The sequence below is a fragment of the Haloimpatiens massiliensis genome (genome assembly GCF_900184255.1).
Taxonomy (GTDB): Bacteria; Bacillota; Clostridia; order Clostridiales; family Clostridiaceae; genus Haloimpatiens; species Haloimpatiens massiliensis.
In genome coordinates this window covers 546,237-563,140 of record NZ_LT854640.1, presented here as the reverse complement: position 1 = coordinate 563,140, position 16,904 = coordinate 546,237, and the positions used below count along the sequence as shown (strand labels likewise).

The following is a 16,904-nucleotide window of genomic DNA, read 5'->3' as shown; positions in this document are numbered from 1 at the left end:
TTATTAAAGAATTGTTACATCTTACCATCACTTATTAAATAGTTTTCAAACTTCTCTGTAGATTTTATACCTCCTTCTTCCATCATCTTCATTATGTCATCTCTGTCATATATATTACCATCAACTCTATTTATACTATCTACATATATTTTAATTTCTTTATTCATCTTATCACTACCCATAGGTGTATTAATTATAGGTACAGGCATAATAGGATTATTAATTATAGGTTGTATGTTACCAATATTACCACCTATTAATTTACCGATGTCAATACTTCCATTACCACCTATTCCACCGCCTATAGGATTCATTACGATAGGATTGCTTATAGGAGTACCTATATTACTTATTCCACCGAAATTTAACCCATCTTTGAAGAATTGTTGTAAACCTATTAATTTTGCTATAATTTCATCTTGTATTTTTTGACCTATGACACTTAATCCGTCACTGGTTGTTTTAATATAATCAATCATAGCGTCTTTAAGCATAATAGTATTACCATGAATGTCTTTGAAATAACCATTTGCAATAGCTTCATATGACATTTGATTTAAGTTTTTGTCACTGTAGAATTCGTCTAGCTTTTTATTAGCTTCTTCGTTTTCCTTATCAGCTTTTTCAAGTTGGTCATTTAAGTTTTCTTTAATCATATCTCTATTGTGGTCTCTTTCAAAGTTAGAAATATCTTCTTGTATTTTGGCTAGTTCTTCTTCAAGTCGTTTAACTTCTGCCCTTCCTTGTAAATCAGTAACTCTACTCTTAGATTCAATTTCGGCTATAAGTTTAGCTTCTTCCTCTTTCTTTTTTTGTAAATCTCTGTCGTAATCTTCTTGTTTCCATGTCTTATCTAATTCCTTTTGTCTTTTATCAATAAATTCCTTGAAATTCTTTAATCTTTCATCTAATACTTTTTTTTCATCGTCCTTGTGTTTTAACATCATGTCTTTAGCCTTATCCTGTAATTCCTTTTGTAGGTTCAGGATATAATCAGCTTGTTCCTTTTGCTTTTTCAAGATTTCATTAGTCATTCCACCTAGTGCTTCACCGTTTTCTTGAATAGCTTCAGTTAATTGATAATAGTCATCCATTAATCGTTTAAATAATTCTGCTTGTTTTTCTAACGCTTCCTTTTCTTCTTTACTGCCAGTTACTCTAGTCGCAAACATTGATTGATACAGATTATTCAAATCTTTCTTTGACATAGAAGAAATATCTACACCGAATTTAAGTTTAAATTCCTTTTGTAAACCATCCATAGCGGATGATAATTCTTTGGATTGATTTCTTAATTCGACTATTTTACCATTCATAGCTGATATATAATCACCATAAAGTTTATCTACTCCTTCAAAATCCATTTTTTCTTTTAGTAATTCAATTTGTAAATCAAGGTCAGCTAATAAATAATTATGCTTTCTAAGATTTTCATTAGTTTGCTCAATTACACGATTAAATTCGTCTAGTTTTTCTATTTCAAATGTTAGGTCTTTAATTAAGTTTTTTCTATTTACCATATTTCTTATTACTTCATTATTCAACTCATGAAGTTGTTCTCTATAATTCTTTATACTGTCCTCTAATGCACTTCTGTTTGCTATGTCCTTATTTGCTCTCATCTGTCTTTCTAGTTCGTTTATGTAATTTCTTGTTATATCTCTCTGTTGTTTCAATCTGTCTATCATAGAATCCATAAAATCCAACTTCTTTTTATTAAATGTATCCGATGAATCTATATCTTCTATGTTGTCTTTTATTTCTTTTATCTCTTTTACTAGTCCAAAAGTTCTAGATTTATATGTTTCTTCTATAAGTTCTACTTTAATTTTCTTCAATGAAGTATAAACATTAGACAAAGTATTATTAATATCTAATAATTTATCTTTTAATCCATTCTTCGTATCACTATCATAATTTCCATTTAGTGACTTTTGAATAAACTTCTTTTTAGCTTCCAATTGAGCCATTTGTTCTTTGGTAAACTTCTCTATATCTTTCATTAATGAAACTCTATTACCCCATTTGTCGCCATCTTCCGTATACAACTCCATGCGATTTCTAGCATTTTGAATCTTACCTTCGATTGTTTTTATTGCTATATCATATTGTGATATAGCATTATCAAGAGCTTTTTTACGTGCTTGTTCTGCTTCACGTTGTGCCTTTTCAGCATCTCGTTTTGCTTTGTCCGCAGAAGATTTAGATTTTTTATTACTTTTCGGAGAACTTACAGGCGTATATCCTCTACCAACATTTGTATTTACATTAGGAATACTTGGAGTTTCTCGACTATAAACACTGTCTACCATTTTTTTAGCGTTTAATAATTCATTTGCTTCACCTTCCAAAGACTTTGCTTTTTTGTTTAACATATCTGCAAGTGGGTCGGATTTTTTCAACGGATTATCTTTACTTAATCCTGCATTTATCAAATCCCCTGCCGATTTATATTTATTAGCCATTCCTCGCAACGCTTCTGCTTCCGCTCTATACAAATCTATTCTTTTACTTACTTCGCTATAAACAACTTTAGTTTTTCCTACTTCAATAACTGCATCATTTTTAGCACTTGCTAATCTTACATTTGTAGAATTAATTACACCAGCTTTTTCTGTATCTAGCATTTCAACTTGTCTTTTTAATAAATCTGTGTTTACAATTACTGTATTTCCATGCTCATCCGTGGCAGTAACTAATCCTTTTATTCTATCCTTTAATTCTAACGCCAATGTACTTAACTCTGCCTTTTGTGTAGCGGATTTCTTTTCTACTTCATTTAAATTATTATAAGAATTTATTAACTCTAAAGTTTTATCTAATTCCTTTAATTTAGCATTTGCATCATTTTTAATTTTTTCAGCTAAATTGTTGTTTTTCAATTGGCTTTCTGCTTTACTTAATTCATAAATTTCTCCTGTTGTTTCATTGAACGCAAGTCCTGCTTTTTTTAATACTTGTATTTGCTCCTCTAATTTCTTATTTGCCATATCCGCATTTGCTCTTGCTTGTCCATATCCGCCACTATCCATCATATTCATGGAATCTGATTTATAAAAATTCAGAACTTTGTCTGCTTCTTTTTTAGCTTTTATAGCTTTCTTTAATTCATCTTCCATCTTCTTAAATTCTGGAACTTTTTGTTTTAACATCTCGTTATTATTTTCTTTTATTGCTTGTGTTAAATCTTTATAGCTATTTTTTGTTGTTTTAATTTGTTCTTCTAATTCTTTTTGATGTTTGACGTGTTTAGTTATAGCATATGTAGCCGTAGCAAGAACTGCAGCCACTGCGGTTATAGCTAACACAGTAGGATTTAAATTCAATAGTGCAAAAGTGGCTAAACCCTCTGTTTTAAGGAGTTGCATAAATGCAATAACTTCACCAATGGCAAACTTTATTTTTCCAAAATTCTTTACCATTAATAAACTTCCTATAGATAAAGTCACATAACTAGCTCCTAGTTTTTTATTTTCTATAGTAAGGTAGCTTACTACATCTATTACCGTTTTTATACCATCTACTCCTCTTTTTATAGCATTAGAACTTAAAGCTTTCATCCAAAATTCAGTAATTGAATTTTTAAGATTATTTATTTTAAATTCTATTTCTTCTACACTCTTATTATAAGAATCGTCTAGTGCTTTTCCACCAGAATCCTTTTTTATTTTATTTTGTAATTCATTTACTCTTTCCATATTATTTATAGTGGATAAAAACAATTCTTTATTTTCTTTTCCACCTAAATTAAATGCTAACATTTCTCTTTCCTTTTGGGAAAACTTATTAATGTTTTTAGAAATATCTTGTATTACATCTCCAATATTTCTAAATTCATCTGCATTCTTTCTTAATGCTATTCCCTTTTTAGACAATAAAAGTTCAGATTTATTAATTGCATCTGTGGTTTCCTTATCTCCATTTTTTACCGCATCTTGAACCTTAGTAAAGTTAGTCAGCATAGATACAAAACCTCGTCCTAATGAGCTTCCGCTTCGGGCTGATTGCTCACTTGCATTCGTTATCAGTGCTAAAGCTTCCTGTATATTAAATCCATATTGTTTAAATGTCTGTGAACTATATTGCATAGCAGTATTTATTTTTTCACTCGAGGTTGTGGAAACATTATCCAATAAAGCCACATTTGAAGCATAATTCTTTAACCCCTTAGAACCTAAATTGTATTGTTTGTTAATAGTTATTAATTGGTCTGCCATCATTGCAGTGTCCATTCCTGCTATTTTACTAAGTTTAGAAGTTGTAATTAAATTATCATTTACATCTTTTAATGAAGCTCCTGACCTTCTCCAACTTTCTGCTCCGTTTATAACCTCTTTGTTTAATACACCTAAATCTTTTGCTATGTTTAAATAACTCATATTCATTTTTTCTACATCTTTAACAGATTGTCCAGTTATCATAGCTGTATTTACATTACTTTTATTTATATTAATAATTTCTTGTATTCCATTTTTTAATTGACTCACTGAAAAAGTAATCGTTTTGGATGCTATACTCCACTTAACAAAAAATTCTGATATAGTACCCATACTACTTTCCATTCCCTTAAAATTGTCATTCATCCCTTTTACATGTCTATTTATGTTTTCAGCTTCATTGCTAAGACCTTTAAATTTTATATCTATAGTATTATTTTCACTTGCTTGTTTTATCTGCTTTATTAATCTGTCAAAATCACTTAAAGTTTTTCTAGAACTCTGTTCATCTATTTTCGTTTTTATACCGTAAGCCATTTATTTTTCACTTCCTTTTAATTTATTTTTATAATTATTATTTTTTAAAACATTCAAAAACCAATTCTATTAAATATTTTAAAAAATAATAATAAAAAGGTAGACAATTATTCATCTACCTTTTGACATACATTATCATTATATTTATTATTAATTTCTTTAATAGTATCTTCTACAAAATTTGAATTAAGACGTTGGTGGTAATAATCTACCCCGCCATTCCAATTCTTATGCTTATACCCTTCGTTAGTCCATTTAGATATATACTCTCCTACTTCTTCATCATTATTATTTATATACTTCATATTTTCCCAAGTAATTAATTTCTCATTTATGTCCGTATCTTCTATAGTTACTTTATTTTTTAACTGTTTAGTTCGATTATAAAATTTTGGAGAATAATTATCATAAATACTTAATTGTATTTTTTCTTTTAATGTTTCTTCTATATTCTTAGAAACTTTTTTAACAATCTTTTGTTCTTCTTCTTTCATATATTTTTCAAATTCTCTTAATTCATCATTCATTTATATCTCCTTTATCTTTATTGTTTAACTTTTCTTCTAGTTTATTTATTTGTTCTAATATCTCCGCTCTATGCTCTTTATCATCTTTCATTTTTTCATACAATTCTTCGATTTCATTTTTGATTTCTGCCTTTTTATTCTCTTTTTCTTGCATCTGTAATTCTTTTAATTTCTTTAAATCTATACCATTGTTTTTAAACAATTCATCCATTTTGTTTGCTGTCTTAAATATCTTAGATTTAATTTCTAATAAAGATTGTATATGCTCTATAAAATTCATTAGAAAATCTTCAAATACCGTTGTTGGATTGTTATACATTTCCTCAAACTCTTTTACATTAATTGTCATATCTATATTAGTTAAAACAGGAATAAGATTGTAAATGCTTTCTGCAATGTTATCAGTACTAGAATTTAAATTTTCAGCATCTTCTACGGATAAATTATTAAAATAAATTTCTTTATCCTCTAATATATCTTTTTGTTTAACTAACTTGTTTAGTACCACCTTAAACTTTGATTGATTTTTAAATAATTTTATATCTATTTTATCCATTTTTAAAACTCCTCCTTATTATTTTCTTTTAGTAAATCGAATATGACTATCAATTCACAGTACAAACTTGCCAATTTATTTAATAATATTACTTTAGCTTCTATCATATAGCTCCTGTTTTTAAAATCCCATTTAACTACATATTCCAATAAATCTTTTACTTCATTTGTATTTTTTAATAATTCATCAAACTTTATATCTTTTAATTTTTCTCTGCACCTTATACCGTCATTTATTTCTTCAATTTTATTTAACAATTCATATTTTTGTTTTATTAATTCATCCATTTTAATCTCCTTTCTTTTTTAATATATTTAAAATACTAATTTTATTAATCGTTTTTTAAATTCTATAGCAACAAGTGCATTACACTTTTAATGCGTAATGTACTTGCAGGGGAATATCCTCGTTCCCCTTGTACCTTTTAGGAATGCCACAGTTAGTTTATACATTTGCTTGGAGGCGGTGGGTTCGAACCTACTACAAAACTAACAAAACTTACCATATAATACAATTGTGAAACAAAAATTTTCTAAATGTTTAGAATTTGAATTTAAACACTAGAAACTGCATCTATAAAAAAGTTGTTTCCAACTCTTTTACCAATCTTGTAATTTTAAATTTTCTGCTAAATTTATTAATTGTTCTTTCTTTTCCTCTGTAAAATTATATGTGTTTATATCTCTATACGCATAATTTTTCAAGGGTCTACATTTATTAATTAGATAATATTCTATGTAATATAATTCTTCTCTTGTAATATCTTTATCTAATATAGAGTGTTTAATTGTATCACTTTTAGATACATTCACATGGCTAAAATGATTTATGTGATAATTTAACCTGAATATATTAACTGTACTTCCGATATATTTAATTTTTCCTTTATCGTCAAAAATAAAGTAAATAATATTTTTCTTATTTTTCTCATAATATTTTTTCCTATATCCCTTAAATTTGTCTTGATTATTGTAATAATACTCTCTATTCCACATACATTTTTATTTTTACGACTTATGTAAACTAGTACATCTTTTTTTAAAATCATCATAAAAAACTTCACTTCCTTTCGTTTTAGATTTTTTTATTGTAGAAGTCTTAGAACATTAAAGCTCTAATAGAAATATATTTTTTTATCCTATTTAAAAAAGGTAGCTATAATAAGCTACCTTAGGGAGAATGTTAAAATGAAATATATTAAATATACTTCTATTAAAACTCTAAATTAAAAGAGTATCTGCATCTGCAAACACTCTTTATAATTCTACTTCAATTTTACTTTCCTTTTTTTCTATCATCTTTTGCCTGTACTCTTGTATAAGTTCATCTATTCCTTCCTTATAATTAAATACAAATACAGATAACCTTTTATCGTGCCTATTGGGTCTAATGTCTATAATTTTATAATCCTTTTTTAATAAACTCTTAGCCAATACTGGACTTGTTACTACTCTTTCTTCATTCATTATAAATTCCTCCTTTTTAAAATTATAGTGCTTGGGGAATTAATTAAGTATTCACCCTCTCCAATTCCCCTAAGATTATATATATTCAATTTATTTTATTTACGTTTTATTCACTAAAGAGGGCATGACTATGCCCGATTATATTCATCGTTATCATATTTAGATTTTAAATTATTTTCTTCCTTAATTTTCTTTAAATAACTATATAACTTCTTAAAATTTTTCTTATAATAATTATATTTTATGCTGCTGTAACATTCATATTTAGACCACAAAATATAATCATATAAAATTATAAAATCTTCATTTGAAATATCTAATTTATAAATAAAATTTCCAAAATAACTTTCTATATCATATTCTTTATCTTCTGTATAGATTATTTCCACATCATTTAATATTCTATTTAAATAATCCTTTTTCTTAATTTTTTTAGGCAAATCCTCTGTTATTAAGCTCAAAATTTCTTCCTGTAAAACTTGTATCATCTGAAAATCTAATTCTATTTTAATCATTAAATTTATCTCCTTCCCGCTCTTGAAGCCAATACTGTATAATCATTTTTCAATCTATTAAATTCATAATGTAGTACTTCTTTACACATATACCAATCGTCCTTTATAAAATGTAATTCAGTTAGATCTTCCGCTAAATAGAACATAAATTTAACAAATAAAAAATGTTCCTTATCCAGATTTAACTCTTGACTTAATCTATCTTCCAAAGCACTTATCATTATTGTTTCATCTGTAAATGAACATAATTCTTTTAATCTATCATATACAAGTTTAGTAATATCTTCCCTATCCCATTCTCTTACTACTTCCCATTTTTGTAACTTTTCCATTTATATATTCCTCCTAATTTTAAATTTAAAAGAATAGAGTAAATTAATACTCTATTCCATATTTACTAATTTCAAGATAATTAAATCCATTTTCATCTTCATCAAACGATATACTCAAAATACCATTTTTTAATGAAATTTCTTCTATATCATCTTTAGCAATCAGTTCACTAAAATTATTAATATCATCTAATTCCCTATCACGGATGCATATAATTTCCGTATCTTCTAAAAAAGCTAATTCACACCAATAATTCAATTTATTAAATTCCTTAACTATATCTTTTATTAGTTTATTATCTATAATAGTTCCATCATATCCACATGAATAACAATAAAAACTACCTTCTTCTTCTATCCCAGCACCATTAGGTTTCATATCGCATATTTCTTTTCCACATCTAGGACAGATTCTAATATGTTCCATTCTATAATCCTTTTCCTTCTGTTCAATTTCATCTAATTTACATTGTTTTTTAACTTGTTCTATGCTTTCCTCTTCATCATCAAAGCATTTTATCATTTCTATAGTTTCCTCATTAAAATCCACTATAAATACTCCTTCATTTTCTTCTTCAATTTCAAGTTGTTTAGTTTCAGAATCAAAAGAAATTTTACTAATATAGTCAACTGCAATAGTGTCCTCGTTATTAAAACTTCTTAATTCATCAAATACAACTGTCATATCTTCGCATTCATATTTTTCTAATAAATCAATAATAAATCTTTCTTCAGGACTGGAATTATGTTCTCTATTCCAGTCCTTATTTTCCAGACAATACATTACAGTTTCATAGTAATCTTTTGCTGTAGCATCGTCACAGGGATATTTTAAATTAATTTCCTTATAGTCATATTTATTTGTGTAAATATTAACCCCAATTCCTCTACTAAAAGTTTCAAATCCTAAGTTAGCTTGTAGAATTTCAACCCTTTCATATTTTTTCTGTAATAGTTCTTTTAACTCCATTCCTATTTCCTTTTGCTCATTGTCTAAAATCTCCCATTTTGTCATTCTTAAATTTTTCATTTAACAACACTCTCCTTTTTAAAATTTTTATATTTAACTTAGATTTACTAAGTTTTTGACATAATAAAAGAGCAAATAAGATATAACTCCTACTTGCTCACTCATGAGGGGGGTGACTACCCCCGAATATTTAAATTTTAATCTTGACACATTCTTATAAGATTTAATTCTTGAATTTCTTTTTCATAAATTTCTATATTGTCAATTAATTGTTGTATTTCATTGGCATTATACTTAAATTTAACTATATCATAACACTGAAGAACTCTATGTACTGCAATTTCATATTCTCCTAATAATTTTTCCATATTAATAATATCATCTTTATAAATTGGACGATTTTTTTTATAATAATCAATATTATATTCTAGAATTCTTATTTTATCATCTATATCTTTTTCACTGTTTAAGTTTGTAAATATTTCATCTTCTTCAGCTTTATTAAAATATTTTCTTGAATATTTTTTTATTGACTTATCATATATATATTTATCGATAATTTCTTTTATCTTATTCATTTTTATACATCCTTTATTTGTAAATAATAATTACTATATTCCTCATCTAATGTCTCTTGTTTTATAAAATTAAATTTTTCGCACAATGAAATCATTTTAATTTTATCATATTTAACATTTACAATTTTTAACGCTTTGTAATTATTAGATATGCAGTAATCAATAAACCACTTCACTATTTTCGTACCAGTACCTTTGCTCTCTTCTAACAAATAAAACCATGATATAATAATTTCATCATTATTAATTCTAAATATCACTCTTAAAAATTTATTATCATTTATATCTTCTTTATACAATCTTTCATCTGGCTTAATTGTAATACTACTGCTATTTGATTCTAATTTAAGTTTTTGTATTTTTATATTCTGTTCCATTTCAATGAGTTTCTGTAGTGATATAAAATCGGATAATTGTAGATTTAAACTCATTATACATCCCCTCCCCTTTTTAATTACAATATTACTATTCAAATACATATATGTAAATACATATTCTTCAATTACTCTGTTCACGTTTATATACTATATTTTATAACTTTATAATATAATCCGCTCTTTACCTTGTCCACCAACTTTTAACATAAAGGGTTTGTACGTCGCTATCGCTCCTACAATCCCTAAATTATGTTAAAACCTAGCCACAAGGTAGCCGCGGGGGCAACCAAGGGCTTTAATAACTTTTTTATTTTCCTTTTCCACTAATTATTTTATTTATATAGATTTCTAATTATAAGTATCACTTTTATGGAGTATCCTAATATATAGGAGTATCCACATTTTTGATACTTTATTTTTTTATTATTAGATTTTCAATAATCCAAACAGTTTTTAATTTATTATTTTCTTTAATTCTTTTTGAAATAATAATATAAGGAAAATTATTCGCTTTTAAGTATTCATTTAATTGTCCTATACTTTTCTGTAATCTTCCTCTTGAATCCTTAAGTCCTACAAATTCAATCAGTTCTTTTCTATCATTTTTATATAATTTTTTCCCAATTGTTTTTTCAAAAGCTTCTTCTAAAGAATATTTAATTATTGTTGTTTTCATATCAATTATTACATCCTTTTTTATTCCTAAACTTAATGCGATTATATCTTTTAATGTTATAGAATATTTTTTATCCAATAGACAATCATATGTAATTTTATCTACGTGAGATTTCATATACATACATTCATTAACTATTTTATGTATCTGCCCATCTACTCCATTGATATCATCGATAATTTTACTATCATATATATCTGTCTTAAATTTCATTTTTACATATTCATTTTCACCGTTTTCTTTTAAATAATCTGCCCTTTCTAATGAATTTACTACTTTTGTTCTAAATCCATTTATTCTTCTTTTATCATTATAAGAATAAAAATATAAATTAATTTTTTCACCTTCCAAAACTCTTTTTCTACCCAAACATTGAATAAATTCATCTCTATCCAATATATCTAGTATTATGTGTTTAACTGGAGTGCCTTCTTTTATATTAATACCATTGTCTAAAACTGTAGTACAACATAGTAAATGATTATTAAATGTACCTGTTTCTATAATTCTTCTTAATTCTAAATAATTTTCTGTAGGAATTTCTTCTTCTTCACCATTTTCGTTTTTAACTTTCTTTGGAGCTATATGTTTATTCCATAATCCATCTTTATTTCCTTGAGAACAGATAAAAGTACCTTTATATTTTTGTGCTACTTCTAAAGCACGTTTTGCAGAACTAAAGAATATTATTTGTTCATTTTGTGGAATATCTTCTATAATACTGTCAACGCTCTCATAATCATTAAAACAAGTTATTTTGTCTAAATAACTATAATCTGTCTTTAATTTATATTTATAATTAATTTCTATATTATTATGTTCAAAGTAGTATAAAATTGTTTTTGCTGTAGCTGTCATCATTATTTTACAAACATTTTTATTTTCTAATATTTTTTTAAATGATAAATCAGTTTTGATATTGAATCGTGCATCACTAAAGAAATAATGACATTCATCACACACAATGTAATCATAATTGTTTAAATCCAAAGTCCCGTTTAATATAAATTTTTCTACCTTCTGATAATTTTTAACTGTTATATTAGTATTATCTTGTCCAAGGTCATTTTTTATTTGTTCCTGTAAATTTATTCTATTTGTAAGGTATAATACTTGTTTATTATTTTCCTTACAATATGTATTAAACTCATGTTTCATAAAATATGTTTTCCCTCGACCTGTACCTGCTAATATAAATACTAAATCTCCTGTATTCCAGTTTTTATAATCTTCTTTTATAATATCTTTTATGTATTTTTTATTCATATTCTATCACCTATTCCTTTCTATTTAGTTTTGATTCTCACACCATTTATCATAAATTTCTTTGGTTTCATCATTATCAAACACGAAGAATATATTTCCTGTTTTAAAATGTACTTGCGGTCTTTCTATCGGCATTATGCCATTTTTCATGTAAAAATAAGCTTGTTGCCAGTTATATATATATCTTTTCATCATAATTTCCCCTTTCGCAACTTTGCGTTTCCCGTTCAGGAGGACGGAATTCCGTCCCCTCAAATTTATTTATATAAATCTACTACTGCATTAAAGCTTGTCCTGTTTAATTTCTTATTGTCACCTTTTCCAGAATGTAACCTTTCAACTTCCTTAAATTCAACTTTATAATTAGCTCTATTGGGAATATCTACATCACTATAATCTAATCCTTTAGAATTAATCCCAATTAATATATTTTTATCATCAGCTAATTGTACAAATCCATTCTTCTCCTTTAATATAAACTCTTTATCTGTTATATTTTCTAATAAACTCTCAACATAATTCTCTTTATCTTCTTTATAGTGTTCCTTATTAGCTACAAATAAAAGTTTTACATCTTCTATTTTTTCTTCATCTGCATCAATCATAAAATCTTCTAAATTATCTAAATTCATATCATCCTCCTTGTAATATTCAATTTCTTCATTTGAAATTGTTAGTTTATATTTCTTACCAAAATATTCAAATGTATTTTCATCTTCTTTTTTTGCTATACTAACATTATATTTTTCACTTTGATTATTTTGTAAATTGTAAATAAATCCTTTTTCCGCAACTGTCCAAGCGTATGAAAAAGCTTTAGAATCATCAGAATTATAAACGTGCTGATATAATGCTTGTGCTAAAACTAAATCATTTTCACATACTTTTTTAGCTTCTTCTTTAGTTTTTAATGCTAATTCTCTAAATTTTAATCTATTTTCCATTCTGGCTTCTTTATGTACATCATCCTTAGAAAATTTGTTAATATTTTTCTTTTCATTTATAAGTTTAATATTTTCTTCACTATAAATTTCAATTAGTTTTTTAAATTGCTCTTGTATTTCTTTAAGTTTTACATTATTATTAATTTTAGAGTTTTGAATTAATTTGGGGGTGAAATATATACTGTGGTTGGATATATTTTCCCTTATTTTGTTTCCAAATAATTTCTTAATAGTTTTATTTAATCCTTGCATTTTCTTATAAAATCTATCAATGTGCGAATTAAAATCTCTATCAACACTATTTTTTTCCTTCCCTTTCATTGTATAAAATTGTGGTTTTTTCTTATATATTAAATTTAACATTTCAGCTATCTCTACAGTTCCCCCACGCTTGGACATATCAATGATAATTCCTTGGAAAAACTTACAATATTTATTTGTTAACTTTAATTGTTGTTTTTTAATTTCAAATTCCCCTTCATTTAATCCAGTAAATTTATAATCTCTAAATTTATCTTCCACTTGATATTTTTCATAAATATCTTTGAACCATTCAGTAAAAAAATCTTGACAAGCTAATGAATTCAATTGATTAAGTGCTGTTGTGTTAAAATCCGTAATTATACCTGTTTTATCTTCACTGTTAACTAAAAAATTATATATATTATCAATATTCCATTCTTCTCCTTTAACTGTTTCTCCATCACTTGGATTTACAATTATTTTGTTATTATCAAATATTAAATCAGCCAATGTTACAACTTCCTTACCTTCAAATCTTATATCAAAATATAATGACATTTGCTCCTTTATTCTATCTAAATTGTTTAATTCAATTTTAATTTCTTCATCATTTTCTGATTCTTGAACTACTTCATTTATAAAATTATAATTTATCAGCCAGTCAAGATTATAGTCTTTTAAGTTGTGGTCTAAATGAATTAATTGCATTTTATCTCCATCTACATCGAAGGTTGCTTTCTGAAAACAATAGGTATTCATCGGTGCTTGTATTATATTATCTAAGTGTTTAATATACTTGTAGTCCTCATTTGTAGATAAATCTACAAATACTGGTTTAAATATTTCTGCTTGTGCCATCATGGGATTTCTATACATTACTTTATTCCCTATAATCCCTTCACAAAACCACTGATTCTCACCTAGAACTCCTTTAATCTCTTTACTAGATAATTCTTTTCTATATTCTTCATCTTCACATTTATCATCTGAAAATTGACTAGCATATCTTAAAAATCCTATAATATCCGTAGTTACATATAAATAATTACTTTTTACTTTTATTTGTCCCAGGGATAGCTGATTTAATTCTCTTTCAATCTCTTTAGAAAGAAAATCAGTAAACTTTTTATCAAAAATCATATATTTATTTAAATTAATGCATTTTAGTGCGGTTGCAACATATTCAGCTTCATCATCTTCAATATTTTTTTCTTCTAGCAAATTCTGTAGATAACATTTGATATATTTAATATCTTCCCAATTAATTTCCTGTCCTTTTTCTCTATTCTCTCTATAGATTTTAAGCACGTTATAAAGCATCTTACCATGTTCACTGGCAAGTGCTAATAAATCATACTCCGTAGCATTTAAAGCTTCTAAAAATTGATATGTAAGTGTTCTATATTCATTTATATTCCTTCTATGTGTATAATTAGCAACCCCGATACAATCATATCCATTTTCAACTATTGAATTTCTATATTCTTGATAAGATTTCCACATCCATTTTTTATTTTCTCCCGTTTCATCAGTTTCAATTTTCGATTTAAATGTGGATTCTGTGGCTAATATATCAATATCATCAATACTCCACTTGTGTCCAAATCTATCATAGATAAATTTGATTTTATGTTCCTTAAAATATTGTTTAAAATCTATAATTATATAAAATCCTTTCATTTGTGGTATTCTTAATTGGCAGCCGTTTATAGTATTATCTTTCATATAATTTCTTATATAATCACCTAATTCTAAAGATAAAAGTCCAAATCCATCAAAATTATTGATTGGTAATTTACCATTATAATCTATTACTTTATATCCTAAAGACCATTCAGCTACTTCAAAAATATTATGTTCTAGTTCAACAGTTTGTTCCCGATTATAAACTAATCTACCTTTTGCACTTTTATAGGGTTTCTCTAATTCCCCCTCTTTTACAAGTCTATTATCTTCATTAAGCCATCGACTAGGAGTTTTATTTTCATTGTAATTTATTTTAGTTTCTAAATTTTGTAATTCTCCTTTTTTATATTCTTTTTTGATTTCTTTATATCTTTCCATCATAGAGTTATAATATATAAAATCATCATATTTTTGTTTCTCTTCATCTGTAAAATTTTCATATTCATATGGAATTAAAGTTTCAAGTTTATCTTTAAATACTTTTTCAATTTCATTATCGGGTAAAATGCATACATTTAATTTAGATAAATCATAAGGAATTTCCCAAATTGCAGTGGTCATGAGAGCGTTTGAAGTTAATCTTTTAGGAATTATACAATGTTTCAGCTCTTTCAAATTAATTCTTTTAGTAGCCTCTTCATATACCTCCTTTTGTATATAAAATTGTTTTAATTTTTTAACACCACTTCCACCTACTGCTCCTAGAAATTTCATATTTAGATTACTTAATTTAAATCCATTTTTAATACATTTTTCAATTAATTCTTCATTTTCACTATTTTTCTTCCCAAATTCTAGCGATACAAATTTTACAAAAGAATCAGCTTTAAATAATCTAGCATTTTTCTTCTTTAACCGTTTGTTTAATTTATCAATGCTTGTATGTACTCCCTTTTCTATTTCTATCTTTTCCAATTGTCTCAATATATGTGTTCCACTTGTTTGCATTAAATTTGTCTGCATTAAATTGCTTGTTTTTATTTTTCCAACAACTTCTCCTTTTTCATTTATTTCTAAATCCTCCTCTTTTAATTGTATTACTACAACTTGTCTTTTTTTCAAATTAACATCTCCTTTTTTGAATAATTTTATTTTGTGAATATTGTTATCTGTTACTTTTTAATTCTAAATTTAATTGTGTAATATCTTTTAATAATTTTCGAGTTTTATTAAATATAAACACTGTAAATTTTGGATTTTTTAAATTAGGTTCAGTATTTATTAATTCATTACCCATACGGATTAAATTTATTGCCATAGATTTTTTAAATATTTTCTTAATTTCCATATTAGAATCACTTCCTTCCTTTTGAATTTGAGTATTGACTCACTTAAAGCCGCGTGAATACGTGGCGATACTAAACAAATATAAGGGGAATAGTATCCCCTTACTTTTAGTTAATAAAAAGAAACTTTTTAGAATTTTGTTTATCTTGTATTTCCAAATCTATAATCTCTATGTCCATCAATACTTCCTTAGAATTTACTTCATCAGTTAATGTTGCATCTTTGCAACTTTCATTAAATCTTGTAAATATAAAACTATTAGTTTTTTCTATATATTGAACTTCATGAAATGTAAATTCACGGTTTTTCCTTTGATTTTCCTTCTTATAAATTATTGTGTAATCCTTGTTTTTATTGTCCAATTTTAATGTTTTAAGTGTGCTAATGGCATGTACCCACTCCTTATTATTCATTAATGTTACTCTAGTATTTAATTCTTTGTTTTTATCCATGTTTATCACCTTTACCCTTTCTTGTAATTATTGGTTAATATTAAATTTTTATATTGTTCTAATGTTTTTACTTTCTATCACCTCCATTTTTAAATATATTTTTAATGATTTTTAAGCACATTAAAATAGGACGCATTTTAAATGAAAATAAATGCACTTTTCATATAATTACTCACAAAATGGTTTATTTTCATTTAAACGCATTTTTGACCACCATTTTAAGCCATTTGTGAGGTATAAAATATTACATTTTTGTTGACAATAATAAATATACA

17 protein-coding genes are annotated in these 16,904 nt (G+C 25.9%); all 17 read right to left on the bottom strand.

The features are described 5' to 3' along the window. Positions 1 to 14: 14 nt before the first annotated feature. Positions 15 to 4,754: a phage tail tape measure protein gene (locus C1715_RS10770; RefSeq protein WP_102400490.1), complete on the bottom strand. Its 4,740-nt coding sequence runs from the start codon at positions 4,752 to 4,754 to the stop codon at positions 15 to 17. Between the two features lie 107 nt (positions 4,755 to 4,861). Continuing rightward, the gene (locus C1715_RS10765) at positions 4,862 to 5,281 is read right to left on the bottom strand and encodes a hypothetical protein (RefSeq protein WP_102400489.1); all 420 of its coding nucleotides are present in this window, start codon (positions 5,279 to 5,281) and stop codon (positions 4,862 to 4,864) included. Continuing rightward, positions 5,274 to 5,837, bottom strand: a complete 564-nt coding sequence (locus C1715_RS10760; RefSeq protein WP_102400488.1) for a hypothetical protein — start codon at positions 5,835 to 5,837, stop codon at positions 5,274 to 5,276. Before C1715_RS10760 ends, C1715_RS10765 begins: the two co-directional genes overlap by 8 nt. A 2-nt stretch (positions 5,838 to 5,839) precedes the next feature. After that, positions 5,840 to 6,124: a hypothetical protein gene (locus C1715_RS10755; protein ID WP_102400487.1), complete on the bottom strand. Its 285-nt coding sequence runs from the start codon at positions 6,122 to 6,124 to the stop codon at positions 5,840 to 5,842. Positions 6,125 to 6,436: 312 nt separating this feature from the next. Then, positions 6,437 to 6,706, bottom strand: coding sequence for a hypothetical protein (locus C1715_RS10750; protein WP_242972006.1), 270 nt, complete (start codon positions 6,704 to 6,706; stop codon positions 6,437 to 6,439). Continuing rightward, positions 6,676 to 6,888 carry a hypothetical protein gene (locus tag C1715_RS19800; RefSeq protein ID WP_242972020.1) on the bottom strand — a complete coding sequence of 71 codons (213 nt, stop codon included), beginning with the start codon at positions 6,886 to 6,888 and terminating at the stop codon, positions 6,676 to 6,678. Before C1715_RS19800 ends, C1715_RS10750 begins: the two co-directional genes overlap by 31 nt. A gap of 205 nt (positions 6,889 to 7,093) precedes the next feature. Further along, a complete protein-coding gene (locus C1715_RS10745) occupies positions 7,094 to 7,303 on the bottom strand; it encodes a DUF5659 domain-containing protein (RefSeq protein WP_102400485.1) in 210 nt (69 codons plus the stop codon). Between the two features lie 128 nt (positions 7,304 to 7,431). Further along, entirely contained in the window at positions 7,432 to 7,818 is a 387-nt protein-coding gene (locus tag C1715_RS10740; protein WP_102400484.1) for a hypothetical protein, read from the bottom strand. A 5-nt stretch (positions 7,819 to 7,823) separates the two neighbouring features. Then, positions 7,824 to 8,150, bottom strand: a complete 327-nt coding sequence (locus C1715_RS10735) for a hypothetical protein (RefSeq protein WP_102400483.1) — start codon at positions 8,148 to 8,150, stop codon at positions 7,824 to 7,826. A 43-nt stretch (positions 8,151 to 8,193) separates the two neighbouring features. Next, positions 8,194 to 9,180 carry a hypothetical protein gene (locus C1715_RS10730; RefSeq protein ID WP_102400482.1) on the bottom strand — a complete coding sequence of 329 codons (987 nt, stop codon included), beginning with the start codon at positions 9,178 to 9,180 and terminating at the stop codon, positions 8,194 to 8,196. Positions 9,181 to 9,317: 137 nt separating this feature from the next. Next, positions 9,318 to 9,698 (bottom strand): hypothetical protein, encoded by a 381-nt coding sequence (locus tag C1715_RS10725; RefSeq protein WP_102400481.1) that lies wholly within the window; start codon positions 9,696 to 9,698, stop codon positions 9,318 to 9,320. A gap of 2 nt (positions 9,699 to 9,700) precedes the next feature. Continuing rightward, entirely contained in the window at positions 9,701 to 10,129 is a 429-nt protein-coding gene (locus C1715_RS10720; RefSeq protein WP_102400480.1) for a hypothetical protein, read from the bottom strand. 358 nt (positions 10,130 to 10,487) lie between these two features. Further along, positions 10,488 to 12,017, bottom strand: coding sequence for a DEAD/DEAH box helicase family protein (locus C1715_RS10715; protein ID WP_102400479.1), 1,530 nt, complete (start codon positions 12,015 to 12,017; stop codon positions 10,488 to 10,490). 24 nt (positions 12,018 to 12,041) lie between these two features. Continuing rightward, entirely contained in the window at positions 12,042 to 12,209 is a 168-nt protein-coding gene (locus tag C1715_RS19430; protein ID WP_180964057.1) for a hypothetical protein, read from the bottom strand. A gap of 65 nt (positions 12,210 to 12,274) precedes the next feature. Continuing rightward, positions 12,275 to 15,952 (bottom strand): hypothetical protein, encoded by a 3,678-nt coding sequence (locus C1715_RS10710; RefSeq protein WP_102400478.1) that lies wholly within the window; start codon positions 15,950 to 15,952, stop codon positions 12,275 to 12,277. 43 nt (positions 15,953 to 15,995) lie between these two features. Next, on the bottom strand, positions 15,996 to 16,178 hold the full coding sequence (locus C1715_RS10705) for a DUF5659 domain-containing protein (RefSeq protein WP_102400477.1): 183 nt from the start codon (positions 16,176 to 16,178) through the stop codon (positions 15,996 to 15,998). Between the two features lie 106 nt (positions 16,179 to 16,284). Next, a complete protein-coding gene (locus C1715_RS10700) occupies positions 16,285 to 16,629 on the bottom strand; it encodes a hypothetical protein (RefSeq protein ID WP_102400476.1) in 345 nt (114 codons plus the stop codon). Positions 16,630 to 16,904: the final 275 nt, after the last annotated feature.